Raw genomic sequence first — 24686 nt, forward strand, 5'->3', positions numbered from 1 at the left:
ATGCCTGCATTCTATAGGTTTAAACCTATATGTCGGCTATTCTTTATTTATTTTAATAAATGTTAGAATTTGGTGCGAATTTTGGAGTTGAGTATTGCGTCCGGAACGCCGGTAACAATAAAAAGTTCTGACAGTGGAGTGTCTAAAGCTAGGCTAAAGCCATTTATAATTTCTAGCGTGGCGTTGATTTTGCCGTTTTCAAATTCGCTTACATATCCTTGGGTTACCTTGCCATGTCGAGCTGCTAGCTCTTCTTGGGTTAGGCCAAGCTTAATGCGAACCTGTTTAACTCGCCATCCGAGGAGATGATAGACATTCATCCCATCCAATTTCACCATAACTAGGCGAACATCTATAGGTTTAAACCTATAAAGTGATTGATGACATATTCATTTTGGTCCATAAAAATTGACGCGTGCAGTGGATAGGCATGAGATTTTTCTAGGACCTAATCAAATGACTTGGTTACGCGGTGTCAATCATCGGCTCTTTGGTGAGGTGCTTCCCCGTCGCCACGCTGCACTTGCTACTGCGGCCAGCGACTGCGTTGCCGGCATAGTTGGGTCAAACATCGGTCGTGTTCGAAAGGAACGCGAGATAACGCGGCGTCAACTGGCCGACCAGATAAGGTGTGACCTAGATGATCTGGGTGCCATTGAAGAGGGACATAAAGAAGCGTCTGCAATCCAGATCTACCGTGCTGCGAGCACGTTAGGCGTCACTATTGCCTCCCTTTTTGAGCTTCCAGAGGATTTCGAGGCGCTACCGTGAAGCATCTGCGCGAAATCGACATTTGGATCGGGCATTATATCCTTCCCCACGAGGGGACGCTGCTGGCTATCGCGCGGAAACTCCTTGGTACCCAGGATGCAGCGCGGGACGTGGTTCAGGATGTAATCGCCGAGCTCCTGACCGGGGAACGCTGGAGGGCTATTTCGAATCCTCGCAAATACGCGATGCGGATGGTTTACACGCGCTCGCTCGATATTTTGAACCGCCAGAAGATCGTTCCGTTTCAGCCTCTACCTCCCTTCGACACTCTGTATTTTGCGGACGCCACGCCTGATGCCTTTCGCATAGTCTCGGACCGCCAGCGTATGAAACTGGTCATGGCGGCAATCGACGGACTGCCCCCACAGCGGCGGAAGGCCTTTGTTCTCTGCCGGGTTCAGGGCTACTCACCCGAGGAGGCGGGGAAGGTTCTGGGGCTAACTGCGTCTGGCGTGCGCAACCACATCTCCCGCAGTCTTGCCCAGCTCACGCGAGATTTAGGCTCTTTGCTAAGTGTCGATACAGACGAACGCGACAACGAACCCCGCCTTGCTGAACTGGATTAGACTCTGGACTGCACCAACTCTATGATGGCCCTATCGGTCATTTTCTCTCAACGTTGCGAGACGGTCTAAGGTGCCAACTGCCCAAGAGATTGAAGAGGCGCGCCTGGAGGAGGCGGCGATGTGGCTCGCACGCCTCGAAAGCGGGCGAGGGGGCGAAGAAGCCTTTGAGCGCTGGCGTACCGATCCCGCCAACGCACTGGCGTATATCCGGGTGTCGCAGACCGCTGACTGGGTCGAGAAAAACCTGTCTACGCCGGCGGTTCAACCTGATTCAGATCTTGCCGTGGTCAAACCGCGCCGCCGGGCGTGGATCACTGGCGCTGCAGCTAGCCTAATAGTCGTCGCTTCAGGCGCGGGGGGCTACGCGATGATGGCTCAACGCGCGGTCGCGCGCACGGCGGTTGGTGAACGCAGCTCACTATCGCTGCCGGATGGCGGTCGGGTCGACATAAATACGGATTCAGAAGTCTTTTGGAAATTCGGAAGGCGTGCCCGCGACGTTTGGCTCGAACGGGGAGAGGTTGCGCTTCTTGTCGCAAGGGACAGTCGTCCACTTGTTGTTCATGCTGGTCCCACACGACTGGAACTCAGCGCTGGCCAATATAATGTGAGGCGGACTGAAGCTGGTCTCCAGGTAGCGGTGCTTTCTGGAGCAGGCGTAATAAATTCAGCAGCGTCGGGAGGTGCCCGGCAGGTTCAATCCGGTGAGATCGCTATGATCGGTCGCGCCAATATTAAGTCCGGCACTATGCCGCCAGCGACAGCCGACGCAATTTCAGCATGGAAGAACGATGAGCTTGTCCTCGATGGCATGGCCTTATCTGAAGCTGTTAGGGAGTATAATCGCTATCTGAAGGCCAAACTGATCGTGACCGACCCCGCACTTGAAGGCCTTAAACTGGGCGGACGCTTCGATACGAAAGACCCAAGCGAGTTTATCACGGCCCTGAAGACCTCGTTTGAGGTACGGGTTCGGAACGACGCAGAAGGCAACGTCCTTCTAGGCGGCTAGGCCTTTCAAAGCTGCGATGACATCAACTCGTCATATCGTTGTAATTTTTTTATCGCGGACGTGGGACATTTCCCGCTGACCATTGGTCCATCCCTAAGCAACCCGATTACGGGGCTGGCACCAAGGGGATAATTCATGTTCGAGAATAAGTTCAACGCGCTTCGGCGTGGATGCTCAACTGTGGCCATTGCATTGGCCTTGACGCTTGCAGGGGCAGGTGTCGGGCATGCCGAGACAAAGCCAGTCCTATTCAATATCGCACCGAAGAATACGGCTCAGGCCCTGTTGGAATTCTCGAAACAAGCGGGCATCCAGCTCCTATTCCCCTACGATGAAGCGACGAAGTTCAATGCGCCGGCCCTTAAAGGCGAGTTCAGCCGCGAGGCGGCACTGGCCAAGCTGCTGGAAGGCACCAACCTCGAAATCGCCGGGGTGACGGACAAGACCATTTCGCTTCGTGTGAAGTCCAAAAGCACCGAGCAAAGCCATAACGACACGACCCAAGATGTCGTCGAAGTTATCGTGACAGGGACTAATATCCGAGGGGCCAATCCGACATCACCGGCGCGCGTCATGGGGCGGCGCGAAATCGAAGACAGCGGGTTTTCACAGGTCGGCGATGTTATCCGCAGTCTGCCGGAGAGCTTTTCCGGTGGCCAGAACCCCGGGGTTATAGGGGCGAGTTCGGCGAGCATCGGCAATCAGAACCTGACCAACGGCTCGACGGTAAACCTGCGAGGTGTCGGCACGGACGGCACGCTCGTTCTGTTCAATGGTCGCCGCATGTCCGGGGACAGCTTCTTTCAGGGCGCGGATGTCTCGGCGATCCCTTTGTCTGCGCTCCAGAGGATCGAGATCGTAACGGACGGGGCCTCGGCCATTTACGGCTCCGATGCGGTGGCAGGCGTGGTCAACTTCGTCCTGCGGCGCAATTTCGAAGGGGCGGAGGTTTCGGCCCGCACGGGGGCAGCGACACAAGGCGGCGCCAGCGAAAAAGTCTTCACCGCCTTGGGCGGGCGGACGGGCGCGGACAGCTTTTTGCTGGCCAACCTTGAATATGCCGAACAGGGCGCGGTGCGCGCGGATGATCGCGACTTCACTAAAGCCGCACCGGCCGATCACTGGTTGTTGCGGCCGCAAACGCGTAAAAGCCTATTGGTCAGTGCCGGCCGTGATTTCGGGGGCGATGCACGCTTAAGCGTGGATGCCCTGATCACGGAGCGCCGATCGGCAACGCGCTCGCGCCGGACGGCGACCACAACGCCAACGGTCGGGGAGGTGTTCACTCCCAGCTACAATATCGCCAGCGCGCTGGAATTCAGTCTTCCGGGTGACTGGAACCTGCGCGCCACGGCGGCCGCTTCAGGTAGCCGTAACAGCACCTGGAGCGGCACCTTACTTGCGACAGCTAGTTTCACGTCGCGTAAAAATAGCGTGCGTTACGGTGAGGTGACGGCCGACGGAACGCTTTTCACCTTGCCGACGGGACCGGTAAAGGCCGCCATCGGCGGCGGTTTTCGTCGCGAAGATTATCGCAACAACCGTGCACCGAGTTCCAGCTACATCGAGCCAACCCGCGATGTGGCCTATCTTTACGGCGAAGCGCTATTCCCGCTGGTGTCGCCCTCAAACCGGCCCGGTCTGAATGCGCTGGAACTGAACGTGTCTTTCCGTGCGGAAGACTACAGCGACTTTGGGCAGTCGACCAATCCCAAGGTGGGTGTGCGCTGGTTGCCGACGCCCGATGTCACGATGCGCGCGTCGTGGGGCACCTCGTTTAAGGCACCATCCTTCACCCAGATGTACCAGGCGTCGATCGTTGCAATCTATCAGGCCAATATCCTCGGTTACAGCGGGACGGGTACGGCGCTGGTCACCAGCGGCGGTCTGACTGAATTGACACCCGAAACCTCTGAATCCTGGACCTTCGGCGCCGACTGGAAGCCGGCCCGCTGGCCGGGCCTGAAAGTCACCACCACCTATTTTAGTATCGACTACACAGATCGCGTCGTTCAGCCGATTCCCAACCTTGCCGTGGGCCTGAGCGATCCCATCTATTCGAGCTTTGTCGAGACGCCGTCGTCTGCGCGTCTGGCCGAAGTTCTGGCCAGTGCGGATATCACCTACAACTATTCCGGAGGGAGCTATGACCCGACGAAGGTGGTGGCGATCCTGCACAATACCTACCAGAATGCGTCGAGCCAGACCGTTCGGGGTGTGGATCTGGGTTATCGTCAAAATGTTCAGATGGGACGCCACGATATCGACCTGTTTGCCAATGCGACCTGGCTTACGCTTCAGCAACAGACCGTTGCGGCCGCGCCCGAACAAACCCTATCGGGGACCTTGTTCAATGCGCCGGATGTCAAAGCGCGGGCAGGAGCTTCGTGGCGACGGGCGCGCTGGTCGGCGACGGGGACGCTCAACTATGTCGATGATATCCGCGATACCGGCGTGAAACCCGAACGACGCATCGCCTCGTGGACGACAATGGATGCATCTGTGGCCTATCGCTTCGAAGGGCCAGGCGTGTTCGGTGACGGGCTCAAGGTCGTCGCGTCCGTGTCGAACCTCTTTGATCGTAATCCGCCGATCGCGCTGAGCCCGGCCACGACCAATCCCGGTCTGACCTATGACAGCACCAATGCGTCCATTTTGGGCCGCTTCGCCAGCCTGACGATTGTGAAGGCATGGTGAGGGGCGGGGCCGGGTTTGCCGGATGCGTTGCCGCACTTGTCATCGGCCTGGCAGGCCCCGCTTATGCGGGGTCCTGCTCAGACCTTTTGCCGATGGCGGTCTCAACGCAGGCGACGGAAAAGCGGGCGCTTGCGACCGAGGACCTGGTTAAGTTACGCGACATCGGTCCTCTTGGGGTCGGGCGTCCGGACGCGCCGATCCTGGCACTCTCGCCCGACGGGACGAAGGTCGCGTTTCAGATGCGCCGGGCGGATCTTGCGCGCAACACCTATTGCATCGGTATTGTGGTGGCATCGGTTGATGGCCGACAATCGCCGCGGCTGGTAGACGAGGGCGGTGAATTTATCAAGGCCAGGACGGGCGGGGAGGGTTATGTGCCCCGTGAGGCCGGGTTTGCCGAGGTAGTGCGGCCTGTCTGGGCGCGTGATGGCCGATCCGTCTACTATCTGAGGCGTGATGCGGGACGCACGCGTGTCTGGCGTGCCTCCCTTGACGGCCAACCGGCAACACCGGTCTCGCCCTCTGGTTATGATGTAGAGCAATTCGATCTGGCACCCGATGGCGGGTCGCTGGTATTTCGCCCGGTCGTCTCCACGGACGGGAGCGAAGTGGCGGAGGATCGATCAGGTTATCTGATCGATGATCGCTTCAATCCGGCTGTTTCGCTTAAGCCTTTGGCGCGCAACCGTGAACCGGCGGCGGTGCTGGCGCTCAACTTCCCGACGGGTGCGCTTCGCACAGCCGACGTCGCCGACCGGGCGGGAACTTTGTTCGCACCGCCCCATCCTGAAGCGTCATCGGCTATTCGGGCCTTGTCCTATTCTTCAGATAGGTGGGTCAGGGTTGCGGCGCAGACCGCGGGGAGCCTGACGGGGCCGAAGCGGCTGGCCGCCGAAATCGCTGAGCGGACCTTTGTTTGCGAGCGGTGTGAGTGGGCGTATGGACTCTGGTGGTCGGAAGACGGTCGTGATGTGTTCTATTTCCAGAAGGACAGGTCCGGACTGGGCCTGTCCCTTTATCGCTGGACGCCGGGGCATGAGGCGCCGGTCAGGCTATTCGAGTCCGATGACAGCTGGGTGGGGTGCCAGTCGACGGGCAAGCAACTCGTCTGCGCCCGGGAAGGGGCGGTTTCGCCGCGGACCCTTGCGCGTATCGATCTGAACAATGGTCGCATCGATACGTTTTTCGATCCCAATCCCGAGTTTTCTACCATTCAGTTAGGTCCTGTCCAATCTCTGCGGTGGGAGAATGGGATGGGTATCGAAACCGTCGGGCGTCTGGTGTTGCCACCGGGCTATACGGGTGACTCACGGCTGCCGCTCGTCGTTGTCGGCTACGATGCGCGCGGGTTCCTTCGCGGCGGTACGGGTGACGACTACCCTGTCCAGCTATTTGCCGCCCATGGCTTTGCGATTTTGGTCTATTCGCGGCCCCCGCTTTACGGCGCGGTGAAAGGGGCAAGCACAGGCTTTTCAGCCACGCAGTACGGCCATGAAGGGTGGAGCGACTATCGCAATGTGTTGTCTTCGATCGAGACAGGCGTTGACCAACTGGTGCGCGCCAGGATCGTAGACGCGTCGCGGGTAGGGCTCACCGGTTTCAGCAATGGCGCGTCTGTGGCGCAGTTTGCGATGGTCAATAGCCATAAGTTTCAGGCGTTTGCGCTAAGCCATTGTTGTGAGGACCCTGTCGCCTCCCTTTCAACGACCGGCTTCGTGGTCAATCGATGGCTGCGACGAATAGGGTATCCCGCGATGACGGACACGCAACGCTCAGCAAACTGGCAGGACATGTCGATAAGGCTAAATGCGGCTCAGTTATCTTCGCCCCTGCTGGTGCAGTTGTCCGACGATGAGTATCTTGGCGCTATTGAGGGGCTGACGGCCCTGAAGGAACTGGAGCAACCTGTGGAGGCCTACCTGTTCGAGGGGGAGCACCACGTCAAGTGGCAGCCAGCGCATCGCGCTGCCCTGTATGAACGGTCTTCGGATTGGTTTCGCTTCTGGCTAAAAGGCGAGGTCGATCCGGAACCGTCAAAGGCCGACACGTATGACCGCTGGCGTGGCCTACTGACAAAGGTGAAGCGGTGAGGTGCTTACGGGCTCGCGGTCATCTGGCCATCCCAGTGCCTGACCCAAGCCTCGACCTCGCAGAGCCGCATCAGATCGATATGAAGAGGTGGGCGGATAAGCTGTGGCGTTTGAAGGCTTTCGCGGATGGCACGCACGTCCAAGAGCCCGCGAGCCGCAAGCTTACCCTCGCACAGGAAGTCCGTCATCTGAACGGCATTGCGTTCGATCACTTCGAACGCAAAGCTGTTCGGACCGGCTTTAGACACGCGTTCTACCAATTCTGCAGGTAAGGCAGGTCTGAATGCGTCACGCACCGGCATGCGATTGATGCCGGTGCGACACCATTCCCAAGTCGGAATACTCAGCGCGAGCTCGAGTATGGGCTGCGCCGTCAATGGTGTTATCAGCGGCCCGAAGTGCCTGCGGTCGTATCCGTCAACGGTGTTCAGAATACGCAGGATCTTGGCGATATGTACGCCTTTTCCGGCCAGGGATTGGGGCGGGGCATCGAGCCAGAAGTGTTCAAGTTTCGGGGGCTCCTTAAAGTCCGTAAGATAGACGGCTCGAGCAGACCAAGTGTAGGGACGCAATCGGTCTCGGTATGCCCGGTTGGCGGCTTTGCCGACGGACCAGTAGCTGCTTTCAGTTAAGGTGCAGAGATCGCAGAATGTCTCCCATAGCGCAGGCGTTAGCCCCTTTGATCGCATCCGATCGATGAGGGGGATGGCTGACATCATGTAGCCGAATACATTGTCACCGCCCTGTCCCGTAAAGAATGCGTCGAAGTCATTTTGCGTCGCCAGTTTCTGTTTGGCGTGATCGTGGCTTTGCGCGTAGGGCAGTCCGGAAGGGAGCGGCAGATGCGCTGAACCGGATAGCGTTATATCGACCTCGTCTACTTCGTGATGACGCTCAAAGAGGTCGAATGCCAGATGGCGGGCCAGCAATTGAGCAAATGGCCGTTCATCCCCGTCAATATGCTTCGTGGCGAAGGTGACGCCAGACCAGGTGGCGCCTTGCCCTGACAGACAGGCGGCCAGCACCGACGAGTCTAGCCCACCGGAGACGCCGAGAAGAATGTTGTTGAAGCTACCGGCCCAGGCTCTGACTGTTTGGGTGACGGTTTCCGTCAGTGCCGCGGCAATCTCTTCGGTTTCAGCATTGATCGGTGCGGTATAATCCCAAGGGTTCCAGACATAGCTCCTGTGCAAGCCGTCTTCGCGCACCGCCAGCCGTTCACCGGGTAAGACCTCATGGCATCCGGACAATGCGGTGCGGCCGGTTTTCAGATCGGGAACGCGCAGATGCTGCTTAAGGTTCTGCCAGTCAATCCGGGGCTGATAGAGCCCATTGTCGATGAGCGCATGAAGGTCGGAGGCGAATATCCAGAGCGCCTGTTTCCCAACCATCAGACAGGGTACGGTTCCTGACGGATCGCGGATAACGCATAGTCGCGTTTGGGCACCGCCGAGCACGAAGGCGATGTAACCGCCCCATACCGACTTTACCAGGGACAGCCCATCGGTTCTGACGATATCCGAGCTTGTCTCAGGGGGCAGGTTCGTCACCTTTTGATGCGGCAAGGTGCGCGTAAATGCATGGCCGAACACCACCCCTTGGCCAGACGACAGGGGTATGGCTCTTACCGCATCATTGGTAAAGAACAGAAGGCTGTCGCTCTCGAAAGTGAGCGCCATGTCTTTGACGTTCAGGCTCAAATTTGCGGCGAAGCCTTCCAAGGCGGCAGGCGGGCCATAGACGGCGAGAAAACGACTGGCCATGTCAGGCTGCGAACAGGGGCGTGAAGGGCCGCACCCGTTCCAGATGATCGTTCAGCACGTGTGGACCCTGCTGGACCCAGGCATGCGCACCGAACGGGCGTAAACGCGCTGCGACGACCAGCTTCGCGTCTATCCCGTGCGCTTTGAGGTAAAGCCGTAAGGCCAGAGATCGGCGGAGGCATTTGTCAGTGGAGGGCAGGATGCGCTCGCTTTGCGCGAAGCTTTGCAGCACGGTGGCTAGTGCCATCGCTGAGTGGGAGCGTGTGGGGTGCTTTTGGGTGCGTATGTGATCGCGTATCCAGTCCAGACTGTGGACCTGCAACAGCCAAATGGCGCGCACTTGATACATCAAGGCAAGGATGACGCCTGTGAGCGAGAGGTGTGTGACAAAGGCGGGTCGTGCTCCATCCGCCGGCGGCAGGGATGGTGCGGGTAAATCCGATGCGCGGCAGGGTTCGATAATTTTGGCGCGCAGTAGATCTTGGAGGTCGGACGTGTTCACCTCGCCGCGTGTGCCTGGGTCGAGAACGGCGCACAGCGCGGCGAGCTGACTTGGGGGAGCCAGCCAATAACGGTCGGTGCTGAGGTCAAGCAGAATGATCTGGCCGTCGCACAGGCACGCCTCATAGGCGGGGGTTAGTCGGTATGTCATCTCGTGCCCCTTGCATAGAAAACGGGGGGCCAGGATAGCCCCCCGTCCGTTCGATTATTCCGCGGCGACGCGTGGGGTATCGAACTGCTGGAGCTGCACGCCATCGGGTTGTTCGCCGATGTCGCCCTTGGTTTCCACCTTCGCGTCGCCCAGCGCGACAAACCCGGCGGGCATCGGAGTCATTTCACTGTTACGCATCTTGAACATGATAGTCTCCATCGTTTGAACGTCATGATCATCCATGACGAGAGGAGGCTAACAAATAAAATCAGGGGTAATTTGGGAGTTTTTAGATAGTTTCCAGATAGTTTTCAGAAAACTCGGCTTTGATTTTCCGTAGATTTTCCGGGCGCTTTCATTGCAAGTCATGCAGCCGTTTCACTAGCCACGGCACTGTATCCTTGCGCTTTTTGTGATAGGGGATGAGGGCCTTTGAAAGGCTGACAAAATCACCGCGCTCAAGCAAATCCGCCAGCTCGGTCAGCTCGCTTTCCCGGTCCGCGATCATCCCATTTTTCAGGTGTCTGACGGCCCGTAGCCGGTCATTGCACGCGGCGATCGCCATCATCATTTCGGCATTGGAGGATAGTCGTCCGATAGCGGAAAATAATAGCTCAGTCGCAGAAACGATATCGCTCGCGGCCACCGCCCGGAGTTCGGAAAGATCGAATTTCAGTTGCGGGGTGTCGGGGCGCACGCGCAACGATGTGTGGGAGAGATGCAGGTTCCATTCGTAAAGGTCTCGAAGTCCAGGCTCTGTGACGCGCGGCATATAGAAGCCCTCGTTCGCATGGACCTCGACCAGCCTTTCCCCGGCTAAACGGTTTAGGGCCATTCTCACCGGCGTCAGACTGGAGTTTAAGGTCGACGCCAGCAACGAAGCGTCGATCCGGATGCCAGGCACGATTGTGCCTGACGTGATCGCGCGTTTTACACTGGCGTAGACACGTTCATTGACTGAGTCCCGCATGGCGGCCTCCCTCGATGGGACGGACGCTAAATGTGCGCTCTTGGGAAGGCGGAGAGCGGGAAAGCGAACGTCAGGTTAAAGCAACCTGTAATTGGTATTGTGACAAATTTTATATCGCAAGACGATGCTATCAAAAACCGTGGTATGTAACTCAGTTGTGACCATAGCGGTCTATTTTCAGGCCTGATTCTTCGTTAGGGTTTGATAGCCGCCGGGATCATCCCCCCCCCCCCCTCGAATCCGGTGGCGAATTACGGGCGTCCTCTTCTGGGGACGCCCGTTTGCATTTCACATACCCGGAACCTGGTGCGCCGGCATTGAATGCGTCTGCACCATATCTCGCCCGAACAGATCAATATGACCTGCCACTCGTGTGCCGATTGGCCTTGTCGGCTGTGGCCGTCTGACCAGCGATCTAGGATTCAACGTCTTCACGACGGATGTGGCCTCGCATGAAAACGCCACGTGTTTGCGGCATGCGGGGTGAAGGCACCGCGTTTGCATCTCAAGAAGATCGATATACATGGCCCCGAGTTTACGCTCGATGAGATCACTGACGGGCTCCGACCAGGACAGATCGCAGGCCTTACAACGTATTTCTATACGGCCGTCGCGGGGTAGATCCTTGACCATGGGGGGAGGGGACCAACTGGCGTCGATATTCATCTGAGTTCTCCACGACCGTTATGACTCGCGGACTTGACTCCGCGCGCAAAGAGAACAAAGATAGAACATAAGGGAGGTGATGATGTCAAATCTTTATCGGATCGAGGATGAGCAGGGCCGCGCGATCGCCCCGTTTTTGATCGAGTGCGAAGTGCCGTTTCCCGGACAAGAGGTCAGAATCCTAAACTACCCTCGAGTCGATCAATATCTAATATCAGCTATGCGCCCAACGCCTGGGTGGCGGGATATGGACCCCGTAAATCGATTGACGATCGTTCTGGCTCCGAATCCGGCACCAGCCTCTGCCCGCAAGCTCGATAACATCCTGGTCTTCACGCCTTCCGTCCAGATCGTTCAGCGCCTCAATCGCGCCTTGCACATCGCGCAGGAGGAGATTGATGAGAAGCTATCTCTGCATATTTCGCGTAAGGACTTCGCCGCACTCTGCTTGTCCATCGGGATATTTGAATCGGAGTTCGAGTCGTTTGCGGGTCTGGCCTATCGGGATGTACCGATGACGCTTGGCGATGCCCGAACGGGCTGGACAATGTTCGAAGGCTTTAAGATTGGGATGGCCTATGTTCGGGTGACCTCTATGAGCGGGGAACCCTTTGAGGTCGACGACGTCTATACGTCCGCCATCTTAAAATTCGCGGCCAATCCCTCACGTGCTGAAGATGTACGGACGGAAATCCTCAAACATATGGATGCCGGCGCCGACCCGGATGTGCCGCGTTTTGTTCGGGATATGCTGATAATGGTCCGGGACGGGGAGATGAGCGTTTTCCTCGCCGCACAAGCCCTTACTGAAATCGCCAGCAAACTTCGGGAGCTTCAAGGCCAGCTAATTGTCGCCTGATGGGTACGCGCCCGTTTTGGATGTGGCAATTGGGGAAAGAGATGGCTGGCAGCTTGCCGCAGTGGTAAGATATCCAGTGTAGGATGGATGGCAAATGCCTAAAGACGTGACATTGCAGGATCTAAGGCAGGCCATCAATAACGGGATAGCTGGCGATTACGCATGCGCACGCAGTGAAGACGTCAGTTTAGAAAGTTGGAGTTGGCAGGCCAAAGAACTGGAAGATTTCGCGCAAGGCAAGGGCTACTTCGCACGCTCCCACCCGACCGCTATCGGCGGACGGGAGATGGTAGATCTTGTGGTTGTGCGTATTTAGCGGGCCCATCCGCCGACCGGAACCGTACGGATGAGCCCTTGTGCCTGCGCGCCTCTCCGCGGCAGGCCTTCCCGATGCTCGCTAATTCGCATGAAAAGTCAATTCGACCGCTTGTTTTGACCGGCTGAGCAAGTTCGTATATGGCTCGCCTTAGTTGTGCGGGCCGAGGGCCTGCGCTTTGCCAAGGACCGGTGCGTGGAACAAAAATCTGAGACTACCGAAAATGTCGTTGCGATCGTTTCGGCCTATGTGGGCAATAACTCTGTCTCAGCGGCAGATGTACCGAACCTGATCCGGAATGTTTTTGACGCCTTGAACGGGCTTTCTCAGGATTCAGCGAAGGTTGAGGAACAGAAGAAGGCGCCAGCCGTGTCGATTAAGAAATCGATCTCGGACGACTTCATTACCTGTCTGGAGGATGGGCGAAAGTTCAAGTCGCTTAAGCGCCATCTGGCGACCAAATATGATATGACGCCTGAAGAGTACCGCGCCAAATGGAACCTGCCGAAGGATTACCCCATGGTGGCCCCTTCTTATGCGGCGGCGCGTTCGGCATTGGCCAAGCAGTCTGGCTTAGGTCAAGGTGGGCGACAGAAGCCTGCGCCGGTGAAAGCCGGACGACGGGCCAAGGCGAAGGCTAACCCGCGCGAGATAAGACGGAGAGACGCGGTTTTCCGTCTCTCCGTTTGTAGCCGGTTAAGCGTTCAAGCGATCTTTGACCGACTTTCCCGGTTGGAACACCAGCTTTTTCGAGGCAGCGATCTGAATCGTCGCGCCGGTGGCTGGGTTCCGACCTTCGCGAGCCGCTTTCGTCTGGACCTTGAATTTGCCAAAGGCAGGGAAGTTCACTTCTTGCCCAAGAACAGCGGCTTCGGTGATCGCGCCGAAAACGCTCTCAACGATCGCCTTCGCCGCCGTCTTGGTTACGCCATGCTCGCTGGCAATCTTCTCAACCAAATCGGACGTGTTCATAAATTCTCTCCATTTCCAATTGGCGGTGAAAATGCGCTGAATCGTCCTCTCCGACAAGCGTAGCTGAGACCGTATTTGAGATCAGGCAGCCGTTTGCGGGCCCGGGACCAGCAGCTCGATTTCCAGTTTTTCGCGCTGACGGTCGCAGTAGCGTTCAAGAGCCGCCATCATGGAGTTCCGTAATTCGCCGGCCAGAACCTCGTCCCCACCGGCAATTGCCAGGGATTCGAGAAGTTCGATTTGGCCGAATACGGCATTTAGGGCACGATCCTGACGGGTCATATTTTACGCTACTCATCGGTTACGAAATTGGTATAATTGCGTTATGGGGAAATTTGGTTAATTCAACCTTACCGCTACATATTATCGCGGCACACGTATTGCCTTCACCTCGCCACTAATAGGGTTCACACCATCCGTCTACGGACAAACCGACTTGGCAAGTTGCCGTCGGTTCATCGTGCCGTGAGATTCAGGAAGAGATTTCGACATGTTTGATGCTGGTTCAACTGAGCATACGCCCAATCCAATCGACGTTCATGTCGGCGCGCGGGTACGCATGCGCCGGAAGTTCCTGAGCTTCAGCCAGCAGCAACTGGCCGAGGCCTTGGGTCTAACGTTTCAGCAGGTCCAAAAATACGAGCGGGGCGCTAACCGCATCAGTGCGTCCAAGCTGTTTGAAACGGCAAAAGCGCTAAAGGTTCCAGTCGCCTACTTTTTTGAGGGCGTTGTAGGTGACGGATACGAGACCGATGATGAGGTCCGTTCCAGCCAGGAAGAGGCGGCGAACGCCTTTCTTCTGACGGCAGAGGGCATCGAACTGGCGGCCGCTTTCCCGCGCATCTCATCCCTTAAGCAGCGTAAGAAGATCCTCGACCTTGTAACGGCGCTTGCAGAAGATGACATGGCCGCTGATATCTGATGGGGTGTGCGCGTAGTACAAGGCGACGGCTACGCTTTTGCCAAGAGTGCTAGGGTTCGTTCGTCGGCTGCACCCCCGCACCATCTATCGAGTGCTTCTTGGAAGATGAACGCCTGACCATTGGCAGCAATGTCGAATAGAGTCATCGATGACTTGAATTTCAGGTCATCGGGTGACCCGAATAGCGCATTGAGGGTGGCTGTCGGCGCATCTATGGCCAGTTGCGTACACCTCTGCAAGTGTTCGGACAGAATGGGGTGCGCCAGATAGGCCTGCGCCTCGGGCAGACCGGCGATTCCAAAATGTTTGGCCATGACGGAATAGCCCAAGCCACCCAATTGCGGAAAAATGTACCACATCCAGTGGGTGCGTTTGCGTCCTGCAGCGAGTTCCGAAGTCACCTGATCGAGTACCGGGGTCTGGGCGTCAACAAATCTCTGGAGGCGGAAGGGATCACCAGACATCAGAGTAGAGAGGCCTGTGCGGGAACGATAGTGCCCTCATCGAGATGCGTACCGTCTTTGCGCCGACCAGTGGCGACGACGGTCAGGCTACCATCGGGAAGCGGGCGTTGCAGGTGTTGCACCTCTTCCCAAGTGCCTGTCATCCAGAGTTCGCGCTCGGCTTCGGTTCGAAGAATGACGGGCATAGCCTTTGGGTGGATCGCCTTGACCTCGGTGTTGGCGTCGGTCGTGAGAAATCCATAGAGATCGTTCGTCGTGGGCCCCTCGCGGACGAGGCGCACGGAGGTGACGGCAGGCGTCCAGATGCCGGCGAAGAACATCAAAGGGCGCTCGGCGCTTTCGGCAAACCAGTGAATGATGTTGCTGCCCGTGGCCTGATCGGGTTCTGAAAACGAGGTGAACGGTACGAGGCAGCGGGCGTGCACGTCCGTCAGCCAGGGCTTCCAATAGGGCTTGGTCGTGTAGCGAATGTTTGTGACACCGGAATCGTAGTTCTTGCCTTTGAGTGCGCCTGCGGGCGAAGGCATGCCCCAACGGCACATCGCCAATTCGCGGCCCTCGAGCGTATTGCGCACGATAGGTCCGAAGCCGTTGCCACCGATATATTCGAACAGCGGCAGGTTGGTTGTGACCGGCTTAAGGATGCGGGCCAGGGCCGCAATGGCCTGCTGGTTCGATGTCATTGAGTAGAGGTTACACATCGGGCGCGCTCCTGCGTTTCACAGAGTGACCCAATCCCGGAGCTTTGCCAAGCCTTGGGCTGAAAGGTTTTCGGAAGGATTGGGTCGCATCTCTGCACAAGCGCGAACTGACACGCGATTTTTGTATGCGAACAACAGCGCTCTTGAAAACGTCGTCGCACCCTGAAATGATGTGATAATATAAATATGTTTATTGAGAGTGCCTTATGCATTTGCAGGATAGATGGAAGCGGGTTCTCGCTGAACTGGCTCCGAATGCCGTGACACCCGTTGATACCCTGACGGAAAAGCTCGGCGTGTCTCCAGCAACCATACGTCGTGACCTCAATGAGCTTCATGATCTTGGCCATCTCATCCGGGTACGGGGAGGGGCGATGCCGTCGGGTTCTGACACTTTCGCGAAGGGGGAAGGACAGAGCATAGCTTCGGGGCGGCTGAGCGGGCAGGCACTCTTCACCGATGCGGCTGTTATCAATGCAGCGGCTAAGCGCGCAATCGGTCGAGCCGCGCTGAAATACTTACGCCCTAACATGTCGATCATAATCGACGGCGGCTCAACCACGCATGCCTTCGCCGCCGCAATGGGTGACGAGGCCTACAACGTGCTCACACCCTCTATCCCCATCCTGCATGAATTGCTGGAGCGGTCGCGGGTGCGAATCACGGTACCGGGCGGGGAGCTGTTTAGGGAGCAGCGCATCGTTCTCAACCCCTACGAGGACAGCCTTCTGCGTAGCTTTTCGGCGGAAGCCATTTTCATCGGCTGTCAGTCGCTGACCCGAAACGGCCTTATGCAATCCGACACACTGCTGGTTCAGTCTGAACGACGCCTCATAGAACGGGCTGAGAAGGTGATTGTCTTGGCCGACTCCTCTAAAATAGACGCACCAAGCGCCTTATCCGTATGCCCCCTCACAGACATCGACGTTTTGTTCACCGATGACGGCATTAATCCCGACGCGCTTACGTGGCTGCAAGGCGCCGGTATAGAGGTGCAGATCATCACCCAGAAGTAATGCTAAAGCTAACTCTGGCTCGGTGGCGAAGGGAGGCGACTCCCCGATCGTTCTTCCGTCGTCCAGTGGCCTTTTGTGGTGTCGAAGTACGTGCACAGAAACCATGCCGGTTGAGGTGTGATGGCAGGCAGTTTGAACCGCCCCGGATTTGCCGGAGGCTCATTGGTTTAAGTTACGCGGCCAATTCTAAAGTGTCGAGGGCAGCGTAGTAGAGTTGTTCGGCCTCGGCTGGCGGGATGTTGCCAATGGGTTCAAGTAGCCTTCGGTGATTGAAGCAATCCACCCACTCAAGCGTTGCGAACTCGACGGCCTCGAAGTTTCGCCAGGGTCCTCGCTTGTGAATGACCTCGGCCTTGTAGAGCCCGTTGATGGTTTCAGCCAGGGCGTTGTCGTAGGAGTCGCCGACACTTCCTACAGAGGGTTCAATCCCGGCTTCCGCCAGACGTTCGGTGTATTTGATTGAAATATATTGGCTGCCCCGATCGCTATGGTGCACGAGCCCGCCGCGGTGGGCAGGCTGGCGCTGATGTATGGCCTGTTCGAGCGCGTCCAGTACGAAACTGGCATGTGCCGTTCTGCTGACGCGCCAGCCGACGATGCGGCGCGCAAAGGTGTCAATTACGAAAGCCACGTAGACGAAGCCTTGCCATGTGGCCACGTAGGTAAAGTCTGAAACCCAAAGACAGTTCGGTGCCGGCGCGCGAAACTGCCGGTTTACATGATCCAGTGGACACGGCGCCGCCTTATCAGAAACCGTTGTACGAACGGGCTTTCCGCGGATGACACCTTGCAAGCCCAAGGACCGCATCAACCGTTCGACAGTGCATCTGGCGACACCATATCCCTCACGCTTCATCTGTCTCCAGACTTTACGGACGCCATAGACTTCATAGTTTTCGGTAAATACACGCGCCACCTCGGGCTTGAGCTCGATATCCCGGCGAGCCCTTGCTGACAGGCGCTCCGGATCTCGGCGGCAGGCAACGTGTGCGTGATATGTGGATGGGGCGATTGGCAGGACTCTGCAGATCGGCTCGACCCCGTATGTATCCTTGTGATCGTCAAGAAAGGCGATCATCGCTTGAATGGGCGGTCGAGCTCCGCCTGGGCGAAATATGCGCTGGCTTTGCGCAGGATCTCGTTGGCCTGCCGCAGCTCCCGGTTCTCTCGTTCAAGCTTCTTGAGCTTCTCGCTCATGTCGCTCGACACGCCAGCACGCTGACCATTGTCGACTTCGGTCTTCTTGACCCACTCGTTCAACGTCTGCGCCGTACAGCCTATCTTACCCGATATCGATAGCAGGGCTGACCATCGGGAGGGGTAATCACCCTGATGATCGAGAAACATCCGCACAGCGCGTTCGCGGACTTCAGGTGAAAACTTGTTCGTCGTTTTGCTCATGGTAGCTCCATCTTCTCAGAAGTTGGAGCCTCCGGCAAATCCGGGGCGGTTCAGTTCAATCCCAAGCTTTGACTCATAATTCGATTGCCACTTCGCCGGTGTGAAGCGGCCGAAACTTAGGTTTTCTAGTGAGGGGCCTGGCACCAGATTGGCTGAACCACTCAGGACTTCCACACCCTCGGATCCGATCCCGGCATAGAATTTGGCATGCGACTTATGAAGCTTGTTGTTCGCCGAGATTAGTTTGTTCTCCATGCCGAACATTCGCAGAAGTTCGTACGGCGGGGCAAAATCGCCTTCAAGGGTCTTGAACTCAGTGAAAGTAGCCGGCCGCGTCACAAGGACTGCGCGGTCAGGCGACAAATGCTCTAACAGCCATGTCCAGATCTCGTAACGTTTTTCCGCGCTGAGTTGGCTATATCCCACAAAAGGGGAGACGATCAGTACCCGATCATGGAGAAGGTGCCAGCGCGCCAGCAACTTTGCCAGGAACGCCATGGCGTCACTTTTAGAGTGCACTCCGGTCAAACGATCCACCAGACCGGTGCCAGTTATGTCGGCAAGGAGATAATCTGTGGGGGTGGGTTGCTCGTCTATCCCGAGCTTCAAATCCATGTAGAAGGTCGCCTTGTGGTTATGACCACAAGTGCAGGGTACGTCGATATGTACGATCGAGTGCTGTGAGGACGTTCGGTGGGCTAGAAGAAAGTTGTGTGCGATCATTTGCTGGTTGGAAATGCGCTTAAATTCGGCGGTTAACGCCTTCAGTGCAGCCAGTTCCAACCCGTCTCCGGTATGTTCGCAGACATATAGGGACACCCCTTCGTAATCGAAGTCCGGGGCGTAGTCATTTTCCGGGAAAGTATGCCTGACTGAATGATCAGGAAACGGAAGATCGGGAAGGTCCTCGTCTATTTCGTCATCAAACGATGCCACTATTGCGAACTCACGATGCGACTCCATCGGATTTTTGACGCGGACTAGAAACTCAGTTGCGCATCCAGCGCATTTGATCTGCCAATGTCCGCGGTCATTGATGCCGCCAACGTAGTGAACTTCTTTATAGTTGTGGATTTTGCTGCAGGAAGGGCATAGCGCCACTCCATTCTCAACGCGCACATCCATAGTGTCCCCCTTACTGTCGATTTGTGCTTGTCCATAAGATGGGGATCGATCGGGCAAAAAAAAGCCGCGCATCTCGGCGCGGCTAAAGTCTACAGGGAGGAAACGCCCAGGAAGGGCATCAGCGAAAAATCGCTGAACACCTCCAGTTTTACACCGCACCGCAGCACATCGCAACGGTTTATTTGTAATATCACGATCACACCGTGTAACGACCCAATGAAAATGTCTATCCGGGCTAAGGCCCAGCCCGGCGCGCCGACTGAAAATATTTTTTTGAACCGACCAGAATCGTCCAACTCCCGTCGGACTCAGATCTTTTCGAGAACTGCTTCATCCAGAATCACAGGCTATCACAGGCTTCTGTCACTGGGGGTGTCTTGACAGTCAGCGGCGTTGCGAACAAAAAGGGAACATATTCATTCGTCCAGAAAGGATCGAAGATGTCATGTCCCCCGATGGCCGGTCCAGATTTCAAGCTCTCAAGGCGCGTTTCGGCGGCATTGCCCCGCACGATCGGGCCGTTGTGCCATTCGGTCTTGACGTTATCGATGACAAGCTGCCCCGACGCGGTCTCGTCCGGGGCGCTTTGCACGAAGTGGCCGGTGGCGCAAACGGGGCCGTCGATGGGGCGGCAGCGGCGGCTTTTGCGGCAGGCGTAGCGGCACGCGCCGGGGGGCCGGTCCTGTGGTGTCACAGCCAGCCCGACCTCTTTGCGCCGGCCTTAGCCCAATCCGGACTATCCGAGGATCGGGTCGTCTTCTTCGAGTGCTCGGAAGAAAAGCTGATCCTCGGCTGTTTCGAGGAGGCCCTGCGCCATGGTGGGTTGGGGGCCGTGGTCGCGGAAATCGGCCATCTAAGCCTGAAGGCATCGCAGCGGCTGAACTATGCGGCGGAAACCTCGGGGACCATGGGCATCGCACTGCGGCGCTGGCGGCGGCAGACCGAGGCACGGGATTTCGGGACGCCAACGGCGGCGTCGACGCGCTGGCGGGTGACCGAGATTGAATCGGAAAAATTGCCCGTGCGCGGTGTCGGCCGCGCCCGCTGGTTTTTGGAATTGATGCGCGCGCGCGGAGGAGATTGCGCGGACTTTGAAGTAGAGGCGTTCGATGAACAGGGTCATCTCGATATATCTGCCGACCTGGCCGACGGATCGTTTGCGTCGGTTGCCGGGTGGGGCCGCGCCGTCTCCTGACGTGCCACTAGCCCTGAAAGGGTCTGACGGTCGCCGCCGCGTCGTGAACGCCGTCGATGACTTCGCCTATAAGCTCGGCATCCGCATCGGTATGCCGGTGGCCAAGGCGCAGGCCCTGATTGAAGATCTGGTGCTGATGGACGCCGATCCAGATGCCGACCTGCGTGGTCTCGATGATCTGGCGCTGTGGGCACTGCGGCGTTATTCGCCCCTTGTGATGAGCGATGGTAGCGATGGGTTGGTGATTGACATCGCTGGCGCCAGCCATCGCTTCGGTGGCGAACGCGCGGTTCTCGACGATCTTCTCTCGCAACTGGCCGCCATGGCGATTACCGCCCGCGCTGCTCTGTCCGACACCTGGGGGGCGTCGCACGCGCTGGCGCGCTATTGCGCCACGGACATTACCCTGATCGAGCCGGGCCGCACCACAGACGCCATCCTGAATCTGCCGGTGCGGTCGCTGCGCCTGCCAGCGAACACCATAGACGATCTGCTGGTTCTGGGTTTTGACCGGATCGGTGAACTGGCGTCGCAACCGCGCGCGCCGCTGACCCTGCGGTTCGGGAAGGCCCTGTTCCAACAGATCGACATGGCCTTCGGTCGCATGGCCGAGCCCATATCACCCATAGAACCGCCGGAACTGATCCTCGTCAGCAAAGCCTTCTTCGAGCCTATCGGTGCTCCGGAGACCATCGCCAAGTACACGGATCATCTCGTTGAGGAGATTTGCCTGTTACTGGAAGAGGCAGGGGAGGGCGCCTTGCAACTCGATCTGCGGTTCCATCGCGTCGATAGCCGGGTGGAGGCCATCCAAGTCCGCATGGGCAAGCCGGTGCGTGACGACGTTCGGTTGTCGAAACTGCTCTGCGCCAAGATCGAGCAGGTCGACCCGGGCTTCGGGATTGAGCGCATGGTGGCCCGAACTAACCAAACGTTCAAATCTGTAGCATAAGCAGACAAAAGGTGAACATCACGCCGCCGGCTTGATGATACGTGCCCGAGATTGCAAGGTCCTCAACGGACGCAGTTCACCCACGGGACGGGCCTGTTCTCTCTCGCGGCCCCAGATATAGTCGCCGGTAAGATTGATGTGTTCCCAGCCAAGCGGCGAGAGGTGGGACAGCATGGCGTCATCAATAATCTCACCATGCGCCCGCAGCTCCGCGACAGCCTTTTCCAGATACCTTGTGTTCCAGAGGATAATGGCCGTCACGAGAAGATTAAGCCCGGAGGCGCGATGCTGTTGATTTTCATAGGTGCGGTCGCGGATTTCGCCGAGGCGGTGAAGGAAGACCGCGCGCGCAAGGCTGTTTCTGGCTTCGCCCTTGTTGAGCTCCTGCGTGGTTTGGCGCCGCAACTGGGGATCTTCGAGCCAGTCGAGAGTGAACAGCGTCCGCTCCATCCGACCAAATTCACGCAGCGCCATGGCCACGCCATTTTGTCGCGGGTAGGCGGCGAGTTGGCGCATGATAACCGACGCGGTGACCTGTCCGGAGCGTATTGACTCGGCGACACGAAGAATTTCCGTCCAGTGGGCGCCGATGAGCTCTATATCAATTTTCGCAGCGATAAGGTTTTCGAGGGTGGGGTAAGTTCTAGGCTTATCGAACACGTACAGGCGCCGGTCTTTCAGATCGGGTATCCGTGGCGCAAATTGAAACCCCAGGAGCGAACATAGGGCGAATACGTGGTCGGAAACGCCGCCGCCATCTGTGTGGTGGCGGGTCACCCCGGGTTCGATCTGGTGCGACAGCAAGGCATCAAGAATATGAAGGGCCTCGCTGGCGGTGGCGGCGATGACCTTAGTGTAGAACGGCGCGTAACGGTCTGAGATGTGCGTGTAGAATTTGACGCCCGGCTTATGGCCGTAATGGGCGTTGAGCCGGCCGGAGTCGCGGCCATATCCCGTCGACTGGAAAAACTGTCCATCCGACGATGAGGATGTTCCGGACCCGAATGCCGCTGCCAAGGGCTGCCGTTGCTGTTCCGCCACTAACCGTTTTAAGGCCAGATTGTACGTTTCCTCACGAATGTGCCAGTCAGACACCCACGCCAACTGCCCGAGACTGGCTACGTCGCAGGCCTCGGCCATTCGAGTGAGGCCCAGATTGAGGCCGTCGGCGATCAACGCCGCCATTAACGTCTGAGGGCTATTCGGCGTGTCCGCGGTCCTGACATGGGTGAAATGGTCTGTAAAAACTGTCCACTCATTCACTTCGGACAGGAGGTCGGTGATACGTATGCGTGGTAAAAGTGCGTAGAGGCGGTTTATTAAGGCGTCACTGATGGTGGTCGTCGTCTTTTCGATCGGAGCGATTTTCAGATTGCCTTTTTCGATGGCTACATCGGTAAGATCGCCGTTCTTGGCCTTAGCTTCGATCTGGGTAAGCCGCTCCTGAAGACGGTCACGGCGTGCCTGAAGAAAAGCGCCGAAGTCAGATTGAACATTGACTTGCAAGCTATTGTTTGTACGTAGCGTATTCAGCCTCTCATGAGAGACAAGGCGATCTTCAAAGCTTTTGTACGTTGAGCTTCCTTTAACCCAGACGTCGCCGGCGCGGAGTCGCTCGCGAAGTTCAGACAGGACGCAAAGTTCGTAATATCGTCGGTTCAAGACGCCGTCACTCCGGACATATTTCTGCCAGCGCCGACGCACGAATGAGGTGGGGGCATCCTGAGGTAGGCCAGCTCGGCCCGATCGATTAAGGGACTTAATCAGATCTATTGCTTTGAGAAGAGGGGAGACTGCGGCCACGCCAAGGAATTCAAATGCTTCAAGGAAGGCAGGCGACCAGCGCCGAATGCCGATGTATTGCTGATCGAGAATTTCGAATGCATTAAAGTCAGCGGGACGCAACAACTGCTCGGCTTCAGCCAGGTTTTGGCGGAATTGCTCCCAACTGGTCACTTGAGCGATGGCGTCGAACGCATCACCGCCGGCATCCTTCGCGGCGACAAGGGCATTCCCTACATCGACGAGAAGCCTCAATTTTGCATTAATCGCCCGGCCGTCGGCCTTGAATTCGCGGTCATGCCGCCCCTGAGCCTTGCGAAACATAGCCCCTATGAGTCGCTCGAACAACTCGATAGCCTGGTCGGTCAGGTGGGTTTTTAGGTCAGTGCAAATCAGGACGAGCGTCGCGTGCCGCCGTTCCGGCTCGAAACGCGCGATGTGCTGGACAGTCGTTCGGCGGCCCTCGCGCCCTATCTGGGTCTGGCGGGCGAGTGACACTTGACCGGCAATCGATGAAGGGAGATTTATGCCCCTCACATGGTCCAGTCGGTCGATCAATGCCGTCATCGCGGATGGCTTTGAGCTTTCGGGAAATTGGCGCAGCCACGCCAGCCACGTCACTCCGTTTTCTTCTTTCGCCTTGGTCAATTGGTCGAGTTGGTATTTCTGGCTGGCGCTTAGTCCGGCGGTCATCGCCCGATGTGTGTCTCGTCGGGCGCGCACTCGGGCGCGAAGGCAAATGCGCTGAAGACTGCCGATCGGCGGCACTATTATTCGCCGCAGCCTACATTCTCCCAGTGCTAGGGTTGCAAGGTGATTGAGCTGATCGTTTTCAAGAGCATGAGGGACGAGCCAATCTTCGATTTTCTGGGCTGGTATTGCCCCAAACGGTCGTAGGTTCATGGCCTCCTGGAGCTGAGCGCTATGACGCCGACGCGTCTGTTCCAGATAATGGTCGAAATCGGTTGGCAGGCTGTCTATCTGGGCGGCGATGAACTCGATTGTCTCTACTGGTGGACTCTCTTCGGAACGCAATGGGCGCCCGGGGTATCTGAGGTAACAAAGCATAACCGCGAAGCCGAGACGGTTATGATTATCCCGGCAGCGCCTTATTAGGCCCATGTCTGCAGCGGACAATGTATAATAACGGATCAAATCGGGATGCGAAACAGCGGGCCCATATAAGATTGTCACCTGGTCATCCGAAAACAAGAGCTGTTTGGGCATAGAACTCTCCGAGATTTATGCAGATTTTTGATCCCAGTGTCGGCAATCAACAGAGCATAAAGGCGAGAAAGACAGAACGTCCAAGTTGACCCCCAGCCGCACATTGCCAAACGTACCTTGCTAAGGGCAAGGGTGCTGAATGATTGACAAAGGTGTGTTTTTTAGAACCGCTCTGATTATTGCTTTTGCCTTAGGCGGCTGTCTATTGGGTATGCCGGCAGCTAGGGTTTTTCAGTTTCCAGCAACAATCGGAGATAACGGAGTCACTCTCAACGGCATCATCATGGCCGTGGTTTTCGGCTTCGGGGTCGTTATTTACATGCGATATGTGAACAGGCCGAGATAAACATCCAATCATCAGAAAAAGTGAAGATACTGAGCGAAATTCTGCTTCATATTACACGTGATAAGGATCGTTATCGCGTGTAATATGTGCTATCAAGCGCTTTATGGATAAGGAAAAACCAAAACCGCCCAGCGCGCGTGTCGCGATGGCCCTAGCGAAATCGCAAGCCTACCAGGATGCGGCGGACGCGCCCGCCACATTGCGCGCCTATGCCTCCGACG

23 protein-coding genes, 1 pseudogene and 1 other annotated feature are annotated in these 24686 nt (G+C 57.2%); of the genes and pseudogenes, 12 read left to right on the forward strand and 12 right to left on the reverse strand.

Going from position 1 to position 24686, the window contains the following annotated elements; translation table 11 throughout:
- Positions 1-62: 62 nt before the first annotated feature.
- Positions 63-338, reverse strand: a complete 276-nt coding sequence (locus ACK8OE_RS18790) for a helix-turn-helix domain-containing protein (protein ID WP_410273865.1) — start codon at positions 336-338, stop codon at positions 63-65.
- 118 nt (positions 339-456) lie between these two features.
- Here ACK8OE_RS18790 and ACK8OE_RS18795 point away from each other — a divergent pair, with 118 nt between their 5' ends.
- The 5 genes from ACK8OE_RS18795 (at position 457) to ACK8OE_RS18815 (ending at position 7136) form a co-directional block, all read left to right on the forward strand.
- Positions 457-771 carry a helix-turn-helix domain-containing protein gene (locus tag ACK8OE_RS18795; protein ID WP_410273866.1) on the forward strand — a complete coding sequence of 105 codons (315 nt, stop codon included), beginning with the start codon at positions 457-459 and terminating at the stop codon, positions 769-771.
- Entirely contained in the window at positions 768-1337 is a 570-nt protein-coding gene (locus ACK8OE_RS18800; protein WP_410273867.1) for an RNA polymerase sigma factor, read from the forward strand. Before ACK8OE_RS18795 ends, ACK8OE_RS18800 begins: the two co-directional genes overlap by 4 nt.
- A 70-nt stretch (positions 1338-1407) precedes the next feature.
- Complete coding sequence (locus ACK8OE_RS18805; protein ID WP_410273868.1) at positions 1408-2349, forward strand: FecR family protein; 942 nt, start codon at positions 1408-1410, stop codon at positions 2347-2349.
- 135 nt (positions 2350-2484) lie between these two features.
- Complete coding sequence (locus ACK8OE_RS18810) at positions 2485-5046, forward strand: TonB-dependent receptor domain-containing protein (protein ID WP_410273869.1); 2562 nt, start codon at positions 2485-2487, stop codon at positions 5044-5046.
- Positions 5047-5138: 92 nt separating this feature from the next.
- Positions 5139-7136 carry an Atxe2 family lasso peptide isopeptidase gene (locus ACK8OE_RS18815; protein WP_410273870.1) on the forward strand — a complete coding sequence of 666 codons (1998 nt, stop codon included), beginning with the start codon at positions 5139-5141 and terminating at the stop codon, positions 7134-7136.
- Between the two features lie 5 nt (positions 7137-7141).
- Here ACK8OE_RS18815 and ACK8OE_RS18820 read toward each other — a convergent pair whose 3' ends face one another.
- The 4 genes from ACK8OE_RS18820 to ACK8OE_RS18835 form a co-directional block, all read right to left on the reverse strand.
- Positions 7142-8899, reverse strand: a complete 1758-nt coding sequence (locus ACK8OE_RS18820) for an asparagine synthase-related protein (protein WP_410273871.1) — start codon at positions 8897-8899, stop codon at positions 7142-7144.
- Position 8900: 1 nt separating this feature from the next.
- The gene (locus ACK8OE_RS18825) at positions 8901-9551 is read right to left on the reverse strand and encodes a lasso peptide biosynthesis B2 protein (protein WP_410273872.1); all 651 of its coding nucleotides are present in this window, start codon (positions 9549-9551) and stop codon (positions 8901-8903) included.
- Between the two features lie 54 nt (positions 9552-9605).
- The gene (locus ACK8OE_RS18830) at positions 9606-9758 is read right to left on the reverse strand and encodes a hypothetical protein (RefSeq protein WP_410273873.1); all 153 of its coding nucleotides are present in this window, start codon (positions 9756-9758) and stop codon (positions 9606-9608) included.
- Positions 9759-9906: 148 nt separating this feature from the next.
- Positions 9907-10521, reverse strand: coding sequence for a GntR family transcriptional regulator (locus ACK8OE_RS18835; protein WP_410273874.1), 615 nt, complete (start codon positions 10519-10521; stop codon positions 9907-9909).
- Positions 10522-11266: 745 nt separating this feature from the next.
- Here ACK8OE_RS18835 and ACK8OE_RS18840 point away from each other — a divergent pair.
- The 3 genes and pseudogenes from ACK8OE_RS18840 to ACK8OE_RS18850 form a co-directional block, all read left to right on the forward strand.
- A complete protein-coding gene (locus ACK8OE_RS18840; RefSeq protein WP_410273875.1) occupies positions 11267-12046 on the forward strand; it encodes a hypothetical protein in 780 nt (259 codons plus the stop codon).
- A 94-nt stretch (positions 12047-12140) separates the two neighbouring features.
- Positions 12141-12362 carry a hypothetical protein gene (locus tag ACK8OE_RS18845; RefSeq protein ID WP_410273876.1) on the forward strand — a complete coding sequence of 74 codons (222 nt, stop codon included), beginning with the start codon at positions 12141-12143 and terminating at the stop codon, positions 12360-12362.
- A gap of 195 nt (positions 12363-12557) precedes the next feature.
- Positions 12558-12929, forward strand: a pseudogene (locus ACK8OE_RS18850) (MucR family transcriptional regulator); the annotation flags it as partial.
- A gap of 129 nt (positions 12930-13058) precedes the next feature.
- Here ACK8OE_RS18850 and ACK8OE_RS18855 read toward each other — a convergent pair.
- A complete protein-coding gene (locus tag ACK8OE_RS18855; RefSeq protein ID WP_410273888.1) occupies positions 13059-13334 on the reverse strand; it encodes an HU family DNA-binding protein in 276 nt (91 codons plus the stop codon).
- An 81-nt stretch (positions 13335-13415) separates the two neighbouring features.
- Positions 13416-13616, reverse strand: coding sequence for a hypothetical protein (locus ACK8OE_RS18860; RefSeq protein ID WP_410273877.1), 201 nt, complete (start codon positions 13614-13616; stop codon positions 13416-13418).
- 208 nt (positions 13617-13824) lie between these two features.
- Between ACK8OE_RS18860 and ACK8OE_RS18865 the strand changes: the two genes are divergently transcribed.
- Complete coding sequence (locus tag ACK8OE_RS18865) at positions 13825-14256, forward strand: helix-turn-helix domain-containing protein (RefSeq protein ID WP_410273878.1); 432 nt, start codon at positions 13825-13827, stop codon at positions 14254-14256.
- A 29-nt stretch (positions 14257-14285) separates the two neighbouring features.
- Here the strand turns inward: ACK8OE_RS18865 and ACK8OE_RS18870 are convergent, their stop codons facing one another.
- A complete protein-coding gene (locus ACK8OE_RS18870) occupies positions 14286-14720 on the reverse strand; it encodes a DUF1810 domain-containing protein (RefSeq protein ID WP_410273879.1) in 435 nt (144 codons plus the stop codon).
- Positions 14720-15421 (reverse strand): SOS response-associated peptidase, encoded by a 702-nt coding sequence (locus ACK8OE_RS18875; protein ID WP_410273880.1) that lies wholly within the window; start codon positions 15419-15421, stop codon positions 14720-14722. Before ACK8OE_RS18875 ends, ACK8OE_RS18870 begins: the two co-directional genes overlap by 1 nt.
- A 206-nt stretch (positions 15422-15627) precedes the next feature.
- On the opposite strand from ACK8OE_RS18875, the gene ACK8OE_RS18880 reads away from it, so the two are divergent.
- Positions 15628-16437: a DeoR/GlpR family DNA-binding transcription regulator gene (locus tag ACK8OE_RS18880; protein WP_410273881.1), complete on the forward strand. Its 810-nt coding sequence runs from the start codon at positions 15628-15630 to the stop codon at positions 16435-16437.
- Positions 16438-16609: 172 nt separating this feature from the next.
- Here the strand turns inward: ACK8OE_RS18880 and ACK8OE_RS18885 are convergent.
- Positions 16610-17838, reverse strand: a protein-coding gene (locus ACK8OE_RS18885; protein WP_410273882.1) for an IS3 family transposase whose coding sequence is annotated in 2 segments (ribosomal slippage) — positions 16610-17547 and positions 17547-17838 — 1230 coding nt in all. Because the reading frame shifts where the segments join, the coding sequence is not laid out codon by codon here.
- Positions 17441-17557 (reverse strand) — a sequence feature (AL1L pseudoknot). It overlaps the preceding gene by 117 nt.
- 15 nt (positions 17839-17853) lie before the next feature.
- Positions 17854-18963, reverse strand: coding sequence for a hypothetical protein (locus tag ACK8OE_RS18890; RefSeq protein ID WP_410273883.1), 1110 nt, complete (start codon positions 18961-18963; stop codon positions 17854-17856).
- A gap of 445 nt (positions 18964-19408) precedes the next feature.
- Between ACK8OE_RS18890 and ACK8OE_RS18895 the strand changes: the two genes are divergently transcribed.
- Positions 19409-20158, forward strand: coding sequence for an ImuA family protein (locus ACK8OE_RS18895; RefSeq protein WP_410273884.1), 750 nt, complete (start codon positions 19409-19411; stop codon positions 20156-20158).
- Positions 20073-21110 carry a Y-family DNA polymerase gene (locus ACK8OE_RS18900; protein WP_410273885.1) on the forward strand — a complete coding sequence of 346 codons (1038 nt, stop codon included), beginning with the start codon at positions 20073-20075 and terminating at the stop codon, positions 21108-21110. The genes ACK8OE_RS18895 and ACK8OE_RS18900 overlap by 86 nt, the downstream gene beginning before the upstream one ends.
- Positions 21111-21128: 18 nt before the next feature.
- On the opposite strand, the gene ACK8OE_RS18905 is transcribed toward ACK8OE_RS18900, so the two are convergent.
- Entirely contained in the window at positions 21129-24119 is a 2991-nt protein-coding gene (locus ACK8OE_RS18905) for a Tn3 family transposase (protein ID WP_410273886.1), read from the reverse strand.
- Positions 24120-24686: the final 567 nt, after the last annotated feature.

It is taken from the genome of Asticcacaulis sp. W401b (genome assembly GCF_046503825.1).
In the GTDB taxonomy this organism is placed as follows: Bacteria; Pseudomonadota; Alphaproteobacteria; order Caulobacterales; family Caulobacteraceae; genus Asticcacaulis.